Source organism: Aequoribacter sp., assembly GCF_965659035.1.
Classification (GTDB): domain Bacteria; phylum Pseudomonadota; class Gammaproteobacteria; order Pseudomonadales; family Halieaceae; genus Aequoribacter.
In genome coordinates this window covers 1-18,104 of the sequence record NZ_CBFHWH010000042.1, presented here as the reverse complement: position 1 = coordinate 18,104, position 18,104 = coordinate 1, and the positions used below count along the sequence as shown (strand labels likewise).

Here is an 18,104-nt window from a genome sequence, read left to right as displayed (position 1 = left end):
ACGGCGAGTCATATCCCTGTTAAGCAAGAGATAAGCGCGTTGCTAAAACCTTTCAACATTCACCACACGACATTTGAACTTGAACTGGCAGACGAACACTGCCGAATGAACTCTAAGGAAAGATGATGATTATACCCTTCAACGGCAGTACCCCTCTTATCGCTGACAACGCATTTGTCGCGCCCAATGCAACCATCATAGGGAAAGTTGCTATAGCCGAGGACGCCAGCGTTTGGTTTCAGTGTGTGCTTCGTGGAGATGTCGAGGACATCATCGTGCGTAAAGGTGCCAATGTGCAGGATTTGGCTATGGTGCACGCCGATATGGGCTTTAAAGCTGATATTGGTGAGTATGTTACGGTCGGTCACCACGCCACGATTCACGGCTGCACAATTGGGTCTGGCTCGCTTATCGGAATCAATGCGGTCGTGTTGAACGGTGCGAAAATTGGAAAAAACTGCATTATTGGTGCAAATGCGCTCGTACCTGAGGGAATGGAGATACCAGACAATTCACTCGTTGTCGGTGCGCCAGCAAAAGTGAAACGCACTCTGAGTGATGAGCAAATTGCTATGGTACGCATGGGGACCGAGCATTACATTAAAAACGGCGCCCGTTTCAAAGCGCTCTTCGAAGGCGATTAGCGTAGCGTAGGCTTGCGCTTAGATGGGCTGTAGAGAGGAGAATCGTTCGCCGCCTCGACATGCCCAGTAAGTTGTGGGTTCGGGCAGTTTAAGTTGTTGCCTGACCTCTTCGATCGGCCGTGCCAACAACTCCTCCCAAACCGCACCAGGTAACCACGCGCAGCGCTTGCCATTTCGGTAGCCCTCTCTTACGGCTTTGAACACCTTATTCCCGATCAGTTTACGGTACTTTAGGGTGCCAAAAAAAACGATAAGCCCTATGCCTCGGTTCCCGGTTTGTGCGTAGGTAAAGGCCAGCAGACACAACTCGCCTAGTTCATCTCTACCGTACTGGGTCACCGTGTGCCATAGGTCGTGCTGATCGCGTTGACGTCGACCGAACTTAGCGCGCATAGGTTCATCAAACACTTCTTGGGTGGGATCGGATGCATCTACTAAACCATCAGCCGATAGGCCTTCAAGGCGCAAGAATCGCGAGTATGTGCCCCCAAGCGAATTGGCCGGGTGTTGAGATAAGTCTGATTTTAGGACGTCCAGCAACTCTTGTTTGTTTGCTAGAATTTGCTGACCCGATTCAGACCGAACAAAGCGCTGAAACTCCTTTTCAAAGCTATTGCCGCTGAATCCACGAATGACGGTAAAGACTTCATCAGTGGCCTCTGGATCGCTCAGCAGTCGACGCAGCGCTTGCAACGCTTCTTTGGTTGTTGTCTTTGCAGCCATGATTAGACCCATGATTGACTAAATCCAGCTAAAATCATACCGCGTTTCCAGCTAGAGCATAAGTATTTTTGGCTGGTCTCGTTAAACACTCTACCAAGAACGTCGGCTTACAACGTCTCTGGTGAGGTGGCCGAGTGGTCGAAGCTACACGCTCGCTTGCTAGCGAAACCACCTACCCTAATCCCACGCCTTTTTGCATTCCATAGGTGACCTAAACTGCGAAAGTCTGATAGACTTCGCGCCGCTGGTGAGGTGGCCGAGTGGTCGAAGGCGCACGCCTGGAAAGTGTGTGTACGGAAACGTACCGAGGGTTCGAATCCCTCCCTCACCGCCATATTGCTCACGATCAATCAGCACGGATACCACTATGGGCAGAGCTTATCAGAACCGTAAAGAATCTATGGCGAAAACCTCGGACCAAAAGGCCAAGGTTTACAGTAAGTACGCCCGCGAGATTTATGTGTCAGCTAAGTCGGGCGGCACCGATCCTCACGGTAACTTGGCACTGCGCGGCATCATTGATCGCGCTAAAAAAGACCAAGTTCCAGCGCACGTCATTGATAAGGCGATCGACAAAGCCAAAGGCGGCGCAGGAGAGAACTTCGAGGTGGCTCGCTACGAGGGCTACGGCCCCGGTAACTGCATGGTGATAATCGAATGCCTCACCGATAACCCCAACCGAACCTTTGGCGATGTACGGTTTTGTTTTACCAAAACCAAGTCGAAAATTGGTTCGCAAGGTGCGGTTAGCCACATGTTCGACCATCTGTGCATTCTAAAATTTGCGAGTGACGACGAAGAAAGTGTGCTCGAAGCCCTCTTGTTGGCTGATGTGGATGTCTCCGACATTGAAAACGAAGACGGAATGTTGACCGTATTCGCCCCGCATACCGATTCGTTCAAGGCAAAAAAAGCGCTCTCGGATGCTTTAGGCGATGTCGAGTATGAGGTTGACGAAATCCAGTTTATTGCGCAAAACACAACAACGCTTGAAGGCGACGACATCGAGACCTTCGACCGCTTTATCGATATGCTCAATGACCTAGACGATGTGCAAAACGTGTATCACAACGTCGAGCTATAGCATCGGTGACGAATTGGTAGGGGGCAACAGCCCCCCTTTTTTTTTACCGCTGAGCTGCACAAAGCCTGTCTTACTGAGACTCAGGTAACAGGTAATCTTTAATCAGATCGTAGATATCAGATTGCATCATGAACGCGGGCACTAAATCACGCCCCTGCTCATTTGCAAATATCGGTATATTCACACCCGTGTGCTCCTCTGCCTGAAAGTCATTCGTTGCATAATTCATTGCCATAATCGTGCCTTCGGGTGTGATCAACCGCTGCAAGCGCCCGGGGGTATAAACCGGAATACCATAGCCGTTGAATAAGCTGTTATTTGGTATGATTTGAGCCGCCTGCCCGTGGTCGGCAGTAACAAGGATCAGGGTGTCGGGGTGAGTGGCTGCGAAATCTAGAGCAATTTTCAAAGTCTCATCGAGTTGCTGTAATTCGCCAATTTGGCCACAGGGTCTGCGCGCATGACTCTGCTTGTCGATAGACGCAGACTCAATCATCAAAAAGAATCCTTTTTCTGACCGCTTCCTCAACTGTTTTATTGCCGACTCGGTCATTGCCGCTAGTGGGGGCGTATTGCCGTAGCTGGGGTTGGCTTCACACGGCACTGGAGTAGGCAAGGTCACGTCGCCTAAATACTCATGAACGTGATTTAGTAGACTTGGCGCTGGCTCTTCGGCGGCCACTCCGCCGGTTGCCTGCCAGCGTACTGGCATTGTGCTAGGTGAAAATAAGCCCAATATACGATCCTGGCTGTTCGCTACCGCCTGCTCTAGCGAGCTCAAACTATCGACGAATAGGTAACCAGAGGCTTGTGCTTTCTGAAGAACAGTGATGTCACCACCTTCTGCATTTGGTAAAAAATGTTTCGATCCTCCTCCCAATACAAGGTCTACAGAAGAGTTAGCGATTTGCTCTGAAATAGAGCCTTTCCCACCCTTGGCAATGAGGTCTTGTTCACAGTCCGCATACCAATTACCCCCAATTTTGGCCTGCACCATCATGTCGGGATTTTCACAAAATCGTTGTGCAATATTAGCCATGAAAACAGCGGGCGTCGCATCGGTCACACTCGCGGTGGTGACGATGCCAACTGCGTAACCCGCCTGCTTTAAATCGACTGTCACCGGTTGGAAATCTCTATCGCTGTCTGCCGAGGTCGAAATTCGTCCACGGCTGGTGATTTGTCCGGTAGCGATCGCGGTCGCACTGTTGGCAGAATCTGCTACGTAAATCACTTTTGTCGGATCCTCGTGATCTAGGGTCACGACCTGCACCGCGCCCCTGATGGGCAACGTGTCGAGTACTAACTGTCCTTTTGCTCCGTGTAAGTAATTCCTCGCCATCGTTATTTGGTGATCATCCATACCGTCACCAATAATCAAAATGACGTTTTGAGCCATGACTGTCGGCGTTAAAAGCGTTAACAACAAAAAAGAGGTTAGGTTCGGTAGGCGCATTAAAAGTGGTCGCATGAATATTTTTCCTAAGCTATTGTTATTGTGGGGTGTGGCGGTATTAAAAACGCAACAAGTCAGAAAGGCGCACAGTTTTCAATAAACTGCGCGTAATGACAAGTGATCGTTCACATGCTGGGAGCGCCGAGCCGTCTCATCCAAATGAGGGTAGACCTTGACACCCACAATCCTGCAGTCTTGGTGACATCGAACAATGATAAGGGTACTACATGAGTCGACTCGAACGAAAAATCGCGATCGTCACGGGCGCAGGGCAAGGAATCGGCCGAGCGATCGCGACGACGCTGTCACAACACGGTGCAACGGTTGTTGCTGTAGATTTAAACCTAGCGAGTGTTCAGGAGACCCTAAACGGCTTTGTCACAGCAGGAATGGCGCTTGCGTGTGATGTCGGCAACAGCACAGAGGTAGCCTCTGTCGTAACCGAAGTCACTGAGCGCTACGGGCACATTGATGTATTGGTGAATAATGCAGGCATCGGTATGGCGCCCAATGATGGATCCGATATTTTCCAGCAACGCATGGCCCAGCGTGCGGCCCAGTTTGCCGCAGGTGAAACGCCTACGGTGTACGCTGACCACACCATTGACATGCAAGATGATGGCTGGCTAGCTGTCATGAACGTCAATATCAACGGGACATTTTACTTTTGCCGAGAAGTCCTGAAGGTCATGAGCGCGCAGAGTCGAACCGGTTCGATTGTCAATATTTCGTCAACCTCGGCTTTGAACGGCGAAGGTGGTGCCCATTATTGCGCAAGCAAAGCCGCGATCTTGGGTCTCACCAAGGCACTAGCGCAGGAACTAGGTGCCCGCGGTATTCGGGTGAATGCCGTTGCTCCCGGTCCAACCGACACACCCGCGATGGCAGGTATTTCTCAAGAGTGGCGGACGCAAATTGCACAGGCCGTTTTGCTCAATCGCCTGGCTGAGCCGTCTGAAATTGCTAACGCGGTGCTTTATTTGGCATCCGACGAGAGCTCATACGTCACGGGACATACCTTGTGCGCTAACGGCGGCATGCATTTACTGTAAGGGATTTTTAAATGGTCAATTATGAGAATAAAGTTGTGCTGCTCTCTGGGGGCGGAACAGGTATAGGAGAAGCGACCGCCCTGTTGTTAGCGAAAATAGGCGCCAAAGTCGTCGTATGCGGGCGACGGGAGGAGCCGCTCTTGCAGGTTGTCGAGCAGATTAGGAATGCGGGTGGGACCGCTTTAGCAAAGACTTGCGATATTGCTGACGAAGAGCAAGTCAGAGCGCTATTCAGCATCGTGATTCGGGAATACGGACAGCTGGACCTCTTAGTAAACAACGCGACCCTGCTAGAGGCGAGTCTAATCGACCAACACCCGACTGACGTTTGGCACAAAAACTTTACTGTGACGGTCGACGGTACTTTGTTCATGATGCGCGAAGCCTATCCACATCTTGCCAAAACCAGGGGCGCTGTGGTCAATGTTTCCTCGGTTGTTGCTCAGCTTGGCACACCCTACATGACCGGTTATGCCGCTGCCAAGGGAGCGGTAAACTCAATGACCCGCAACGCCGCAATCGAATGGGCGCCCGCAGGCGTGCGGGTGAACGCCGTCGTTCCTGGCGCGATTCTTACCGAACCGACCAAAGCCGTGATTCCTGATGAAGGCAGCAAACAATATCTGGAATCGCTGATTCCCATGAAACGCATTGGCAACCCCGAGGAAGTCGCTGAGGCGATCGCTTTTCTGGGGTCGAGCGCAGCGTCTTACATCACTGGCGTCTTATTGCCCGTCGATGGTGGTCGCCAGAATGAGCTCAGCATGGGCGCTGTAAGCATGGACGGCGCCTAGCACTGGCTGCGACGCCACTGCATCGATTTGCCGCCAAGTGAGCTTGCTGTGATTTTTTCCGCAAATGCCACAGCTGGCTCAAGGGCATTAAAATTGATATTGGTGCGAATACCACTTTGGTTGAACATGTAGACTAAGTCTTCCGTCGCGACATTGCCGGTTGCACCCGGAGCGAACGGGCAACCCCCTAACCCACCGATGGACGCGTCAAAGCTCCGAACTCCCGCCAGATACGCTGACCATACCATGGCCAAAGCCGCTCCTCGCGTGTCATGAACATGCAAATTTACCGACCCGGCGCCATAATCTGCGATTAAAGGTTGAGTTAAATCGAAAATTTGATTTGGGGTGCCCGCGCCAATGGTGTCTGAAATAGAGATTTCATGAGCGCCCTCGTCCAGTAATCGCCGTGCCAGATCCAGCACCACCGACTCTTGAATGCGCCCCTCGTAAGGGCAAGCGCAAGAGCAAGATAGATAGACTCTCGAGCGATTTCCATCGCGTAGACAAGCCTTAATCACCTCTACGCACGCTTGGTAAGATTGTTCCAGCGTCATTTTCACGTTGCGCTCGCTAAAGGTACTGGATGCAGACATGATTAAACCAAACTCGCTTAAACCTGTCGCGACACCGCGGTCATAGCCCCTTAGATTAGGGACTAAACCGCTGTAAACTTGACTCTTGCCAAAATCCAAACCCGCCACGACGGCCTCGGCATCTGCCATTTGCGGCACAGCTTTGGGGTGCACAAAACTGGCGACCTCGATGTGCTTAAGCCCCGCTGTTTCCAATAACTCCAACAATGTTAGCTTGTCTTGGGTAGATACAATCGTCGGCTGATTCTGCAAACCGTCGCGCAGTCCGACTTCGTTAATAATGACATCCATCGTTTAAATATCCCCAGTAGCCCGCAAAGCCTGTATTTCTGATTCAGAAAAACCTGCGGCCAAATAAACCTCTTCGCTCGAACCACCAACTTCGCCTGGCCCTGCCCATTGCGTCTCCCCAGGTGTTGTTCCTAATTTAGGCATAATGGCAGGAATAGTGACCTCACCCTCTTGTCCTTGAACCGTCTCGAACATGCCGCGAGCTTGATACTGCGGATCAACCAGCATATCTTCTACCGAGTACATCGGGCCTGAGGGGACGTCTGCATCGGACAGAATACGCAGCACCTCGACCGAAGTGATAGACGCGGTCCAGTCGGCCAAGGCAGCGTCGATCGTAGCCTCATGTTCTACCCGGCCCGCGTTATCCGCCATGCGAGGGTCTTCGGCTAGATCCGGATGGCCTGCAGCGTGCATCAAACGTTTATAGATTGAGTCACCGTTACCGCCAATGACAACATATTTTTTATCGGCACACAGATACGTATTCGTTGGCACAATCCCAGTTAGAGTCGAACCTGAGGGTTCGCGCACAGCTCCCGTAGCGACATACTCAGGAACCACTGATTCCATGAGGTTGTACATCGATTCATAGATCGCGATATCGACGACTTGCCCCGGAGCATTGTGTCGCTCCCGGTGAAGCAAGCTCAGCAAGGTTCCAAATGCAGCGTGCAGACCTGCTAACGAATCGCCCATGCTGAGGTTAGGCCGGACGGGGGGGCGGTCAGGGAACCCATTTAGATACCGAAAACCACTGAATGCCTCTGACACCGAAGCGTACCCCGGACGCGTTGCTAAGGGTCCTGTTTGGCCGTACCCTGAAATTCGCGTATACACCAAACTGGGATTCGATTCCTTAAAGTCATCAGGACCGAGCCCCCACTTCTCCATTGTACCTGGACGAAAGTTCTCGATAACCACATCAGCAGTTTCTATGAGTCGTTTGACTACCGCTCTACCCGCCTCAGTGCGCAGATTCGCGGTTACAGATTTTTTGTTGCGCGCAATACTGTACCACCAATAGGACGTACCGGATTCATCCAACGCGCGCCAGCCGCGCAGAGCATCCCCTTTTCCTGGAGACTCTACTTTAATAATCTCTGCACCAAAATACCCTAGAAGCGTACCGCAAAATGGGCCGGCCACTAGCTGACCAATCTCTATCACTTTAATTCCGTCTAGGGGCTTCGCCGGCATTCCATGAGTTCCTTGAAATTCGCTGTCTACTCGATGCCAAGTATACCCGCTTCAGACGTTTGGTTTGACTTTTTTATCCCGAAGGCCGCGTCTCTCTCGACCCGTACACTTTAATTAACACTTAAGAAATAGCCCGTAACATTCGCTACTCAACAGCACAACTTCATTGGGTTATGACAAATAGATTTCAGCTGACAAGCAACCAGTTCACTCTTATTACTGCTTTAGTGTTCTTAACTGTTTTCAATTTACCCTTCCTGCGCGCTGCATACGCCGTCGCTGACAAGACCGAGAACACCTCTTTCCTGTTCCTAGTAGCATTACCATGTCTGCTCTTTGCTCTTCTTCATTTATTAGCAAGCTTGTGGGTCTGGCCCCTGATAGCGAAACCGATAACCGCTTTGCTTTTTATCATCTCGTGCTTCGTTGTTTACGCTCAGGTAAGCTACGGTGTCGTCTTCGACTACGGTATGATCCAGAATATATTCGAAACCGACGCGTCCGAGGCAACGAGCTATCTATCACTGTCAGCGGTTTTAATCGTGACTGGCCTAGTTTTGCTCAGTAGCTTATGGTTGCTCAAAATTCAAATTTCTTACCGCCCGCTGCTGCGAGAAGTCTTGGCAAAGTGTATGACCAATGCCGTGGTACTGGGCATTGCTGGAGCTTTAACCTTAAGCTGCTACGCAGAATTTGCGGCCACAGCTCGAAATAACCCAGAGCTCAAACGACAGCTGATCCCGTTTGAATGGGTGGATAACACCTACGATTACTGGCACGACCAACTCAGCTACAGTGCCGAGAATTTTGTTACCCTGGACGAGCAACCAGTGCTCGAACGCCACGCAGGTAACCTCGCAAGACTCACGATTGTCATTGTAGGCGAAACAGCCAGAGCGGATCACTTCGCCTATAACGGCTACCAGCGCGATACCAACCGCTTCACACGATCTTTCGAACCTCTGTATTTTAAAGATATGATCAGCTGTGGCACAGCGACCGCCGTGTCGGTTCCCTGTATCTTTTCTGACCTGTCGCGAAAAGCGTTTTCCGCCAACGAGGCGAGACAACGGCAGAACCTTTTAGATCTGGCGCAGGATGCAGGTGTGGACGTTACTTGGATCGACAACAATAGCAGCTGCAAAGGGATGTGTTTACGGCAAACCTACGAACGAATCCCGACCGATGCAGACCCCGAGCAGTGCGATGGTGACTATTGTTTTGACTCTATCCTCTTAGACCGATTGCAGACAAACTTAAAGAACTTGGACAAGCAGGACAGCTTTATCGTTCTACACGAGATTGGCTCACATGGCCCGACCTATTTTCGACGCTATCCCGATAAATACCGCGAATTTACACCAGATTGCCCCCGCAGTGACATTCAAAATTGCGATCAAGCAGCGCTCATTAATACCTACGACAACACGATTTTGTACAGTGACTTCATCAACTCAAAAATTATCGAACTGGCGAGCCGTTTTACACAGCGCGCGGTATCGGTTCTCTATGTCTCAGATCATGGGGAATCACTAGGCGATTCAGGCGTCTACCTCCACGGTCTGCCGTACAGCTTCGCGCCAGACGAGCAGAAACACGTACCCATGTGGCTCTGGACAAACCATCATCAAAACGAATTGCGAGGCTGCCTTGCTCAATATCAGGCTTCCGAGGCCAGTTCCCACGACAATATATTTTACACTTTAATGCAATTGCTCGGCATTCATTCGGCTGTAACCTCGCCCGAACTGAATATGCTGGAACACTGTGATTCTGTAAGCTAGCTTGCTAGGCTTTTTTTACAAACTCCGACTTCAACATCATTGGGCCAATGCCTTCGATTTTGCAGTCGATGTTGTGATCGCCGTCGACTAAACGATTGATCTTAACCTTGGTGCCGATTTTTGCGGTCGACGACGAGCCTTTGACTTTAAGGTCTTTAATGAGGGTTACGTTATCGCCCTCTTCCAAACGATTTCCGTTTGCATCTTTGACGACGAATTCGTCGACGTCTGCAGCGGTATCGTTCTCACTCCACTCATTTGCACATTCTGGGCAGACGAACAAAGAACCATCAAAATAAACGTATTCAGATGAGCATTTTGGACAACTTGGTAACGTGGTGGACATGCTTCCCTCAAAAGGGCGTATTAAACCATAAAAGTAAACCGCAGAAGCGGTTGATGCTCGTTTTTAATTTACTGACGCATCAAGCGAACAAGTGGTTTTACGTCGGGATCATTGCTTCGAAACGGCGTAATATCAATACCACCTCGGCGCGTATAGAAGGCCTGCACCGATAAGAACGCCGGCTTAAAACGTCCTAGCAAGTCCAAATAAATACGTTCGACGCACTGCTCGTGATATTCCTGATGCTGATAATAACCCAACAGGTATTGCATTAAAGACTCAGGACACAGATCTGGACCTTCCCAAACCACCTGCACGCTTGCCCAATCGGGCTGCGCGGTAATCGGGCACAAGCTTCGCAATCGATGCGTATGCCATGCCGCGCTCACCAAGGCGTCTGTGGCGGCCTGAAGTGTCGTTGGGTTTGGTTCTTCAACGATGGGGAGCTGCTTGTGTTGATCAAGATTGATGCCGTGTAAGACACCTCCAGCGAGGTCGCTTGGTGTTACATCAAATAATTCGAGATGCACAGGGGTACCTAAAATTCGACACAGATCATCGCAAATGGTTTGCGTTGCGCTCTGGGTAGATTCAAACACCGTAAAATTTAATGAGTTCAGATACAGCTTCAGCGACTTAGACTCGACAATACACTCGGAATGAGCAGGCACCGTCAGTCTCCCCACGTACACCTCGGGGCTTCGCGCGGTGTTCAACCATGACAACTCATACAAGTGCCACTGGTCGACGCCAAACATTGGTGTCGTAGCGCTATAGCCCAGGGTGTCTCGAGCGAGAGCCCGAGGAATGGGGTACAAAATATCTGGCGTATACGCAGAGGGCGCTGCGACCTTTTCTCCCAGAACAAACTTCGGGTTAGCCATAATGTTCACTGCCCTCGCACTTATTGTCGCAGCCTGGTGCCGCTATTGAGGAGGTGCATACAGTACAAATAGGCTACCACTGTAAATGAGGCGATCATGGCAAAAGCAAACTCAATGCTGACATCCGAGACCCCTAGAACGCCGTAGCGGAATGCATTGACAACATAAACCAATGGATTTAACTGCGACACGCCGCGCCAAAACTCCGGCAATAAATCAAGACTGTAAAAGACGCCACCCAAATAAATTAGGGGAGTTAAGACAAAAGTCGGTACGATCGAGATATCGTCAAACGAGTTCGCAAAGACGGCATTGATGAAGCCCGCCAGGGCGAATAATACCGAGGTCAATGTCACGATGCCAATGACGACTGGGAAGCTATGAATTGAAAGTTGTGTAAAAAAAAGCGCTACGCCAGTCACAATAACGGCTACCGCTAAACCACGTGTCACGCCCCCAATGATGTAGCCCCACAGGATAATGTAATTAGGCGTGGGCGAGACCAGAAGCTCCTCGATGCTGTTATTGAACTTAGAGCCAAAGAACGAGGAAACCACATTGCTGTACGAGTTGGTCACAATCGCCATCATGATGAGGCCCGGCACCACGAATTGCATGTAAGTGAAGCCACCCATCTCGCCAATTCTTGAACCCACTAATGAACCGAATATCACGAAGTAAAGCGACATGGTAATGGCAGAGGGCAGCAGTGTTTGCGTCCAAATTCGAGTATAGCGGCGCACTTCTTTCCGCAGGATCGTCATAAAGGCGATGTACTGTTCTCTGGCATTCATACTTTTGCGCTCTCTACTAAATTGACAAACATTTCTTCAAGACGATTGGCTCGGTTGCGCATACTTTGAACACAGACGCCCTGCTCGCTCAAGCTGTGGAACACAGAATTCAGGTCTTGGCCTTTTTCGACTTCAATTTCTAGCGTGTGTGTATCGAGCCTGTGTGTGACGAATCCCGTTACGCTGATCTCCTCGGGCAAATCATCACGACAATCTAAAATGAACACCTCTTTCTGCAAGCGACGTATTAACGATTTCATTGAGGTGTTCTCGACGATCTGACCATGGTCGATAATTGCTATGTTGCGACACAAAGCCTCAGCTTCTTCTAGGTAGTGGGTCGTTAGAATGATCGTCGTACCCGCTGCGTTGATCTCCTGAAGGAATTCCCACATTGACCGGCGCATCTCGATATCGACACCTGCCGTAGGCTCGTCGAGAATCAGGAGTTTCGGTTCATGAATTAGTGCTCTAGCAATCATAAGGCGGCGTTTCATGCCGCCCGAGAGCATTCGTGACGCCGTATCACGCTTTTCCCAAAGCCCAAGCTTTTTGAGGAAGTGATCAGCACGTTCCTCAGCTACCCCTCGGGGAATGCCGTAATAGCCAGCCTGCGTTAACAGAATATCGCGGGTTTTTTCGAAGACATTAAAATTAAACTCTTGGGGAACAACACCTAAGAATTTTTTAGCGGCCGGAAAATCGGTATCAATATCGACACCGTGGACTTTGACTTGACCGCCCGTCTTGTCTACCAACGAGCAAATAATACCGATAGTTGTGGACTTGCCTGCACCATTGGGGCCGAGAAGCGCAAAAAAATCACCCTGCTCGACTCGCATACTAATACCCTTAAGGGCCTGAAAATCATTGCCGTAGGTTTTACTAAGGTTTTCTATCGCTAGGGCTGGTACCATAAGCGCGGGGGCCTCGTCTCAAAAAAGCGAGCGCGCATTGTAACGGTTTCAGCAACGATAAACGACCTCACATGAAGCAATCTGACGACGAAACTCGACTTTTTCAGCAACTCAATGGCTTTTTAGAAGAAGTGACTCACAAGACTGAGAGCTTGCATCCCGACCATCCATTCAAGGCGTGGCTGACATCAACATCGGCGGCGTGCGGGCTTAAAGACTATGATGCAGTCTCACGACAAATCGTTGCGCTCTTTACTCATTACGCCGATATGACACCGCTGTTTCCTAGAGACGTACTTTATCTTGTGGGTGGTGATTGTTTGCACTTCATGCCTGACGAGGAAATTGCGGCCTATCAGGCTATTGACGAAATGAGATTCGAAGCGCAAATGCAACAAAAATTCTTTGATTGGGAGCAAGCAAAAGAATCTTTAAAAAAATTACAATAAGTCGACGTCTTTCGCTTGACTCCAACCTGCTGGCTACCTACAATGCGCGCCACTTGGTTAAGTCCTACTGCGTCCCCTTCGTCTAGTGGCCTAGGACACCGCCCTTTCACGGCGGGAACAGGGGTTCGAACCCCCTAGGGGACGCCACTTAATCAAGCTCCAGTGATCTCTCGCGGGAATAGCTCAGTTGGTAGAGCGCAACCTTGCCAAGGTTGAGGTCGCCGGTTCGAACCCGGTTTCCCGCTCCAGAAGAAAGTCCTCGTTACGCTTCAAGAAATTCCAGTAATTGCCGTCGTCCCATGGGTCGTGCGTGATAGTAGCCCTGCATCACTTTGACACCCAGTGCACGCAAAGTTGCATGCTCTTGATCCGTCTCAACCCCCTCTGCGATGACTTCGATATCAAGAGCTTGCGCCATCCTCATCAGTGCATTAACAATTTGATAGCTATTTCTATTGGTATCGATATCTTGCACGAAACGTCGGTCGATTTTAATCCAGTCAATTTCGAGCTCATGTAGAGTACTCAAACTCGAGTAGCCTGTGCCAAAGTCATCCAGCGCCAAATCCAGCCCCAGCTGTTTCAATGCGCTGAGCACCTTGCCGGCAAGTTCCGCGTTCTCGATCGTAGTTCGTTCGGTAATTTCTATCATCAATTGGCTTGGATCGAGTTTATAACGCTCACAGGTGCTCTTAATTAAATCTTCCAAATTTTGGTAGTGGAACTGCACCGGCGAAATATTGATGGATACCGCCAAGTCCGCTTGGTGAGGCTCCAGGCTTGCTAAAAAAGAGCACACTTCATCCACTACGAACTCGCCAAGCCGTAAAATCAACTCGCTTTCTTCTGCGGCATCAATCACTTCTTGGATAGAAATAGACTCCCCAGGCCAACGTAACAAGGCCTCACAGCGTCGGAAATGAGCAGAATCGTCATTCCAAACAGGCTGATACCATATTTCCAGATCACGGTTGTTGAGTGCTTGATCAATGCGCGTCCGCAGAGCGCTGCGAGTAAGGCGCTCGGCATCCATGCCGGGATAAAACACCGAGCTAGCGCTACCGCCCAGCTTACTCTGCTTAGCGTGATACATCGCCACATCGGCGCAGTGCATCACGGACTCTAGGTCTTGTCCGTGTAGCGGAAAGTGTGCAGCTCCCAAGCTGATTGACACCGGCACCTCTAAACCAAAGTCCGCTCGTCCGCCCAAATCGGCCTTAAGGCTTTGAAACAAAGTTTCCAGGTCTGCTTGTGTGAGTTCAGGCACCGTTACCACACCAAACTCATCGCCGCCTAAGCGAGCAACAGTTGCTTGTGCCGGCAGGTGACGTTTAAGAGTCTCAGCAAAAGCGATTAGAACTCGATCGCCCACGACATGCCCTTTGGTGTCATTGATGAGCTTGAAATCATTGATGTCCGCCAGCATCAGCGTGCCAGACGAGCCGGTTTGAATCGCTTCATCAAAAGCCATTGTGAACCGCGTTCTGTTGCCCGTTCCGGTGAGCTCATCGGAATGAGCCATTTCCCAAATGCGCTGTTCTTGACGAATTCGGTCGTCCATGTCGATCATTGACCCAAGTGCGAGTTCGTCGCGTTTGGCGTCTTGCTGTATCGGCACGCCGGTCAAGTGGAACCAGCGATAGTTGCCATTAGAAACCTCAAGCTGTACCTGCTCGTCGAGCTCGGCGCCCTCGAGCAGGTAGGACGAGAATTTCTCGACTAACCTTGCCCGCCCACTAGGATGCACTTTGTCCAATATCTGCTCGACCGTGACGTTGGAGTTGTCATCAAGCCCTATATTCGATAGATCCTCAGTCGCACCGTTAAAGTGGAACACATCGTTAATACGATCAAACGTCCACACTAAGGCGTTGGCCGCGCCCAAGACGACGTTCAGCCGGTTGAAACTTTCGTTCAACTCTCCCAAGGTTTGATTCAACTCGGAGGTTCGACTCGCCACCTGATTCTCGAGATCACGTAGCAGAGCGTCATGGGCCGAATTTGCCGCGACCAAATTGTCACGAAGCTCCACCAGCGCCGTCGTCAGCGAGCTTACTTCGCGGTTGTCGCTATCGATCGGTATATCCACATCAAGATTGCCGGCACCGAGTCGATTCGCAATAGTCGCCGAGCGGAGTAAAGGGCTAACGACGCCACGATTTAGATTTATAAATATCCAGCCAAAAACAAGCGCCAGGCAAGCGAAGGCGATGTAAAGCGGGAGCTGGACGCGCCAGATATTCGCCTGCAATTTTTGGCGCTCAGACCCTACCAGGACACGCCCTGACATGCCGCCGGCCTTAAACGGTAGCCGCACTAACAGATAGTCATCTGATCCCGAGCGCAAATGTTGCTCTAAGCCGACGTTGGCCGGAAACTCCGCGACCAACTGCTCGCCCGATTCTTCCAGCAGGTAAATCCCAGCGACGCTCACCTCGCGATTGTCCTGCATGAATCCGTTAACTTGACCCAGTAAACCCAGATCTTCTTGCTCGATCGCGAACTGCACGCTGATGACCAACGCCGCTGCAATGCTCTCAAGCTCGGAGTTTAAGTTTTGGGTAAGTATTCGCTGCTGCTGATTCGGGACAATGACCAACAGCAAGGCTACCAAAAATACCAGGCCCAGCAAAACGGGAATGCTGAGCTTGAGGGCGATAGAGCGTGGCTTCATTAATTAATGACGGACAGAACTTGGTATGTTTCAGGCGGTACGTCCTTGACGACTCCTACTGCCCCCTCGGTTCGATCCAAAATGGCTAGCACTTCAGCATCGCTTTTCGCATAAATAGGGACGTTCGCTCGTCCGCTAAAAACCAGCCGAAGCCAGTGTCGTTGCATCGCAGAGCCCGACCCGTTAAACCAATGATCCCCTACAGCATTAAAATGTGGCGCCTCTTTACTCGGTAAGATCACCACGATTGGCGCCCCATCCGACCACTTACGCTGTTTGCCCGTGATGATTTCGCTTACATTAATGGCGGTAGTACTTCCATTGGCATTTTTTGCAGCCACCACGTATAAGTCTGCGGCAGCGACACTGTCGGGCACAAACAGCCAAAGCAAACAAAGACCAACCAAGCATCCTAGATGCGAGGTCAGGCGATTACTGGTTCGCAAGCACAGCATACGTTAAAAGCCCACAGCAACTTGCATGCGAAGCTCAAGGCCGTCTTTTGCGTCAGGAAGCATGTCGTTCTCATGCTCTATCAACTCAAACTTGACCACCCCAGTGGTCGTGAAAAAATAGCTAAGGCCTAGACCCGCTCGAATCTCTTCGCCGGGCGCAAAATGCACGCCACCATCTTCAACCGAAGTGATATCGTAATAGCCGTAAAGCGACAAGTCCGGTGTTACCTTGTAAGCGCCGTACTGGAATATCGAATAATTCCAATCGGAAGCATCGGTGCGGTTGATAGAGACTTCGGTCAAAGCACGATATTTGTCATTTTCAAACTGCGACGAAAAGGCAAACAATTCATAGTCTAAATCTTGTCCAGCATCGCCCGGCATCGGCACGGCGTGCATCTGATGGCCGGGTAGCGTCTCATGATCAATGAGCGTATCGGCGTAATAACCTATCTGGAGTGACCAGTCTTGCGTCGGATAAAACCCTACCGAAGCGGTCGCCGAATTTATGCCATTCCCAAAGAACTCGTGCTCAGCCTCGGCGGTGATACCCGAACCCAGCACCAAGTCGAAAAAAAGATCATTGTCGCCAATCCCGCGACCGCCCCAGCGCAAACCGATGTCGTGAATAGGGATAAAACGCTCGAACGCCAGTGGCCGATAGATCGTCGGGAAAAATACCCGTCCATGGTGATAGGTGTCGTTCCAGTAATTCATTGGCGTATGAATTTTACCTAACACAAAGTACTGATCGTCGTTGAGCTCATAGCGCAGCTGCAGGCGCTCGACTTTGACCGTATCATCGCGGTAAAGCTTGGGCTGGTAGGTGATTTCTGTCAGCGCCGACCACCGATTGCCCAAATTAGTGGCAACGAATAAGGTGGATTCACCCAAAGTGAATTCTTCCCGCTTTGTGGTGCCCTCCTCGCGCTGAATGGAGTTCGCGTGAGTAAAGAAATTCACTTGCCAGCCACTCGCAGGGGCCATGCCATGCGCTTGAACTTGTGATGTCATCACAAGCCCCAAGCAGGTGCTTAAGTAACGCAGTTTCATTGTGGATACATCCGACATTTTTCGATTAGCATACTTGTTTTAGCAAATTCTAACACGCTTAATTGTGAAATGTGAGCGAAACGCTATTGATGCAGTAGCGCAATCCTGTAGGCGGCGGACCATCTGGGAACACATGTCCCAAGTGAGCACCGCAGTTATCGCACATAACCTCAACACGGACCATTCCGTGAGACGTGTCCTTGGTTTCTCGTATCACCTCATCACGCAGAGGCTCGAAGAAGCTGGGCCAACCGCAACCCGCATCGAATTTTGTGTCGCTTCGAAACAACGGCGTGTCACAACAGACGCAGTGATAAGTACCGACTTCTGAATGGTCCCAAAATGCGCCAGTAAAAGCACGTTCTGTGCCCTTCTCGCAGCACACTTTGAACGCCTCGGGGGTCAGCTTAGTACGCCAATCAATCGTTTTGTCATCCATTATGAACTCCGGTCAATGAGCTGTAATTTAAAACACTGGGCCAACCGTTCCAGACTGTCCGTGCGGGCGTCGACAGAGACCTTGGCTCCCAACAACTCTCGCCGAGTTGGATAGTTCCGTCGCAGGTCGTCAAACCAGCGCCCGCCAGACTCTGAATCCGCTTCTGCCAGGGCACGTCGAAACCGAGCATCGTCGGCGTCGACACGGTAAATGTTAGTCACTAGATTGGTAACGGACAACGCTAATGATAGCCTGCTGTCCAAATTTAGACATAAGTCATTATCAAACGAAACATCAATGGTCTCACACGCCAGATGCTTCGCCAACGCATCGCGCAACATCACGGAACCTCTGACCTTACCATCGTAGCTATAACCCGCTATGTGAGGTGTTGCGATTGAGACCATCGGTACTAGCTGTTGATGAATCGAGGGCTCATTCTCCCAGCAGTCCAAAACGACGACCGGGG

Annotated in this window: 19 protein-coding genes and 3 tRNA genes; 9 read left to right on the top strand and 13 right to left on the bottom strand. The window is 50.7% G+C overall.

Features of this window, described 5'->3' with window-relative positions; all coding sequences use genetic code 11:
- Positions 1 to 125: 125 nt before the first annotated feature.
- Positions 126 to 644, top strand: a complete 519-nt coding sequence (locus ACTF5Z_RS07720; protein ID WP_438985138.1) for a gamma carbonic anhydrase family protein — start codon at positions 126 to 128, stop codon at positions 642 to 644.
- 18 nt (positions 645 to 662) lie between these two features.
- On the opposite strand, the gene ACTF5Z_RS07715 is transcribed toward ACTF5Z_RS07720, so the two are convergent.
- Positions 663 to 1,367, bottom strand: coding sequence for a Coq4 family protein (locus tag ACTF5Z_RS07715; protein WP_438985137.1), 705 nt, complete (start codon positions 1,365 to 1,367; stop codon positions 663 to 665).
- Positions 1,368 to 1,613: 246 nt separating this feature from the next.
- On the opposite strand from ACTF5Z_RS07715, the gene ACTF5Z_RS07710 reads away from it, so the two are divergent.
- Positions 1,614 to 1,701: transfer RNA gene (locus tag ACTF5Z_RS07710), tRNA-Ser, on the top strand.
- 33 nt (positions 1,702 to 1,734) lie between these two features.
- Complete coding sequence (locus ACTF5Z_RS07705; protein ID WP_438985136.1) at positions 1,735 to 2,451, top strand: YebC/PmpR family DNA-binding transcriptional regulator; 717 nt, start codon at positions 1,735 to 1,737, stop codon at positions 2,449 to 2,451.
- Between the two features lie 70 nt (positions 2,452 to 2,521).
- Here ACTF5Z_RS07705 and ACTF5Z_RS07700 read toward each other — a convergent pair whose 3' ends face one another.
- Complete coding sequence (locus tag ACTF5Z_RS07700; protein ID WP_438985135.1) at positions 2,522 to 3,922, bottom strand: alkaline phosphatase; 1,401 nt, start codon at positions 3,920 to 3,922, stop codon at positions 2,522 to 2,524.
- A 212-nt stretch (positions 3,923 to 4,134) separates the two neighbouring features.
- On the opposite strand from ACTF5Z_RS07700, the gene ACTF5Z_RS07695 reads away from it, so the two are divergent.
- Positions 4,135 to 4,959 (top strand): SDR family NAD(P)-dependent oxidoreductase, encoded by an 825-nt coding sequence (locus tag ACTF5Z_RS07695; protein WP_423853053.1) that lies wholly within the window; start codon positions 4,135 to 4,137, stop codon positions 4,957 to 4,959.
- 11 nt (positions 4,960 to 4,970) lie between these two features.
- Positions 4,971 to 5,753, top strand: a complete 783-nt coding sequence (locus tag ACTF5Z_RS07690) for an SDR family NAD(P)-dependent oxidoreductase (RefSeq protein WP_438985134.1) — start codon at positions 4,971 to 4,973, stop codon at positions 5,751 to 5,753.
- Here the strand turns inward: ACTF5Z_RS07690 and ACTF5Z_RS07685 are convergent.
- Together ACTF5Z_RS07685 and ACTF5Z_RS07680 are read right to left on the bottom strand one after the other, a co-directional pair.
- Complete coding sequence (locus ACTF5Z_RS07685; protein ID WP_438985133.1) at positions 5,750 to 6,640, bottom strand: hydroxymethylglutaryl-CoA lyase; 891 nt, start codon at positions 6,638 to 6,640, stop codon at positions 5,750 to 5,752. The genes ACTF5Z_RS07690 and ACTF5Z_RS07685 overlap by 4 nt on opposite strands.
- 3 nt (positions 6,641 to 6,643) lie before the next feature.
- Positions 6,644 to 7,840 (bottom strand): CaiB/BaiF CoA transferase family protein, encoded by a 1,197-nt coding sequence (locus ACTF5Z_RS07680; RefSeq protein WP_423848788.1) that lies wholly within the window; start codon positions 7,838 to 7,840, stop codon positions 6,644 to 6,646.
- 173 nt (positions 7,841 to 8,013) lie between these two features.
- Between ACTF5Z_RS07680 and ACTF5Z_RS07675 the strand changes: the two genes are divergently transcribed.
- Positions 8,014 to 9,624 (top strand): phosphoethanolamine transferase, encoded by a 1,611-nt coding sequence (locus ACTF5Z_RS07675; protein ID WP_438985132.1) that lies wholly within the window; start codon positions 8,014 to 8,016, stop codon positions 9,622 to 9,624.
- A 4-nt stretch (positions 9,625 to 9,628) separates the two neighbouring features.
- Here the strand turns inward: ACTF5Z_RS07675 and ACTF5Z_RS07670 are convergent, their stop codons facing one another.
- From ACTF5Z_RS07670 to ACTF5Z_RS07655, 4 genes are all read right to left on the bottom strand, one after another.
- Positions 9,629 to 9,970 carry a zinc ribbon domain-containing protein YjdM gene (locus ACTF5Z_RS07670; protein WP_438985131.1) on the bottom strand — a complete coding sequence of 114 codons (342 nt, stop codon included), beginning with the start codon at positions 9,968 to 9,970 and terminating at the stop codon, positions 9,629 to 9,631.
- A gap of 68 nt (positions 9,971 to 10,038) precedes the next feature.
- Entirely contained in the window at positions 10,039 to 10,854 is an 816-nt protein-coding gene (locus ACTF5Z_RS07665) for an NADPH-dependent 7-cyano-7-deazaguanine reductase QueF (RefSeq protein ID WP_438985130.1), read from the bottom strand.
- Positions 10,855 to 10,874: 20 nt separating this feature from the next.
- Entirely contained in the window at positions 10,875 to 11,648 is a 774-nt protein-coding gene (locus ACTF5Z_RS07660; protein WP_438985129.1) for an ABC transporter permease, read from the bottom strand.
- Positions 11,645 to 12,565 carry an ABC transporter ATP-binding protein gene (locus ACTF5Z_RS07655; protein ID WP_438985128.1) on the bottom strand — a complete coding sequence of 307 codons (921 nt, stop codon included), beginning with the start codon at positions 12,563 to 12,565 and terminating at the stop codon, positions 11,645 to 11,647. The genes ACTF5Z_RS07660 and ACTF5Z_RS07655 overlap by 4 nt, the downstream gene beginning before the upstream one ends.
- Positions 12,566 to 12,636: 71 nt before the next feature.
- Here ACTF5Z_RS07655 and ACTF5Z_RS07650 point away from each other — a divergent pair, with 71 nt between their 5' ends.
- The 3 genes from ACTF5Z_RS07650 (at position 12,637) to ACTF5Z_RS07640 (ending at position 13,262) form a co-directional block, all read left to right on the top strand.
- A complete protein-coding gene (locus ACTF5Z_RS07650; RefSeq protein ID WP_438985127.1) occupies positions 12,637 to 13,014 on the top strand; it encodes a PA2817 family protein in 378 nt (125 codons plus the stop codon).
- Positions 13,015 to 13,085: 71 nt separating this feature from the next.
- Positions 13,086 to 13,161: transfer RNA gene (locus ACTF5Z_RS07645), tRNA-Glu, on the top strand.
- A 25-nt stretch (positions 13,162 to 13,186) separates the two neighbouring features.
- Positions 13,187 to 13,262: transfer RNA gene (locus tag ACTF5Z_RS07640), tRNA-Gly, on the top strand.
- 14 nt (positions 13,263 to 13,276) lie between these two features.
- Here ACTF5Z_RS07640 and ACTF5Z_RS07635 read toward each other — a convergent pair.
- The 5 genes from ACTF5Z_RS07635 to ACTF5Z_RS07615 all read right to left on the bottom strand — a co-directional run.
- A complete protein-coding gene (locus tag ACTF5Z_RS07635) occupies positions 13,277 to 15,688 on the bottom strand; it encodes a putative bifunctional diguanylate cyclase/phosphodiesterase (RefSeq protein WP_438985126.1) in 2,412 nt (803 codons plus the stop codon).
- Entirely contained in the window at positions 15,688 to 16,080 is a 393-nt protein-coding gene (locus ACTF5Z_RS07630) for a hypothetical protein (protein ID WP_423848782.1), read from the bottom strand. The genes ACTF5Z_RS07635 and ACTF5Z_RS07630 overlap by 1 nt, the downstream gene beginning before the upstream one ends.
- A gap of 66 nt (positions 16,081 to 16,146) precedes the next feature.
- Positions 16,147 to 17,196 (bottom strand): hypothetical protein, encoded by a 1,050-nt coding sequence (locus ACTF5Z_RS07625; protein WP_438985125.1) that lies wholly within the window; start codon positions 17,194 to 17,196, stop codon positions 16,147 to 16,149.
- A 58-nt stretch (positions 17,197 to 17,254) separates the two neighbouring features.
- Entirely contained in the window at positions 17,255 to 17,635 is a 381-nt protein-coding gene (msrB, locus tag ACTF5Z_RS07620) for a peptide-methionine (R)-S-oxide reductase MsrB (RefSeq protein WP_438985124.1), read from the bottom strand.
- Positions 17,635 to 18,104 (bottom strand): DUF3410 domain-containing protein (locus tag ACTF5Z_RS07615; protein ID WP_438985123.1); only part of this gene is annotated, 470 nt, incomplete at its 5' end. The genes ACTF5Z_RS07615 and msrB, both read right to left, overlap by 1 nt.

What these genes read in the sequence shown, in the direction of transcription:
- ACTF5Z_RS07720 (WP_438985138.1), top strand. Translation starts at nt 126, where the DNA reads ATGATTATACCCTTCAACGGCAGTACCCCTCTTATCGCTGACAACGCA.
- ACTF5Z_RS07715 (WP_438985137.1), bottom strand. Translation starts at nt 1,367, where the DNA reads ATGGCTGCAAAGACAACAACCAAAGAAGCGTTGCAAGCGCTGCGTCGA.
- ACTF5Z_RS07705 (WP_438985136.1), top strand. Translation starts at nt 1,735, where the DNA reads ATGGGCAGAGCTTATCAGAACCGTAAAGAATCTATGGCGAAAACCTCG.
- ACTF5Z_RS07700 (WP_438985135.1), bottom strand. Translation starts at nt 3,922, where the DNA reads ATGCGACCACTTTTAATGCGCCTACCGAACCTAACCTCTTTTTTGTTG.
- ACTF5Z_RS07695 (WP_423853053.1), top strand. Translation starts at nt 4,135, where the DNA reads ATGAGTCGACTCGAACGAAAAATCGCGATCGTCACGGGCGCAGGGCAA.
- ACTF5Z_RS07690 (WP_438985134.1), top strand. Translation starts at nt 4,971, where the DNA reads ATGGTCAATTATGAGAATAAAGTTGTGCTGCTCTCTGGGGGCGGAACA.
- ACTF5Z_RS07685 (WP_438985133.1), bottom strand. Translation starts at nt 6,640, where the DNA reads ATGGATGTCATTATTAACGAAGTCGGACTGCGCGACGGTTTGCAGAAT.
- ACTF5Z_RS07680 (WP_423848788.1), bottom strand. Translation starts at nt 7,840, where the DNA reads ATGCCGGCGAAGCCCCTAGACGGAATTAAAGTGATAGAGATTGGTCAG.
- ACTF5Z_RS07675 (WP_438985132.1), top strand. Translation starts at nt 8,014, where the DNA reads ATGACAAATAGATTTCAGCTGACAAGCAACCAGTTCACTCTTATTACT.
- ACTF5Z_RS07670 (WP_438985131.1), bottom strand. Translation starts at nt 9,970, where the DNA reads ATGTCCACCACGTTACCAAGTTGTCCAAAATGCTCATCTGAATACGTT.
- ACTF5Z_RS07665 (WP_438985130.1), bottom strand. Translation starts at nt 10,854, where the DNA reads ATGGCTAACCCGAAGTTTGTTCTGGGAGAAAAGGTCGCAGCGCCCTCT.
- ACTF5Z_RS07660 (WP_438985129.1), bottom strand. Translation starts at nt 11,648, where the DNA reads ATGAATGCCAGAGAACAGTACATCGCCTTTATGACGATCCTGCGGAAA.
- ACTF5Z_RS07655 (WP_438985128.1), bottom strand. Translation starts at nt 12,565, where the DNA reads ATGGTACCAGCCCTAGCGATAGAAAACCTTAGTAAAACCTACGGCAAT.
- ACTF5Z_RS07650 (WP_438985127.1), top strand. Translation starts at nt 12,637, where the DNA reads ATGAAGCAATCTGACGACGAAACTCGACTTTTTCAGCAACTCAATGGC.
- ACTF5Z_RS07635 (WP_438985126.1), bottom strand. Translation starts at nt 15,688, where the DNA reads ATGAAGCCACGCTCTATCGCCCTCAAGCTCAGCATTCCCGTTTTGCTG.
- ACTF5Z_RS07625 (WP_438985125.1), bottom strand. Translation starts at nt 17,196, where the DNA reads ATGAAACTGCGTTACTTAAGCACCTGCTTGGGGCTTGTGATGACATCA.
- msrB (WP_438985124.1), bottom strand. Translation starts at nt 17,635, where the DNA reads ATGGATGACAAAACGATTGATTGGCGTACTAAGCTGACCCCCGAGGCG.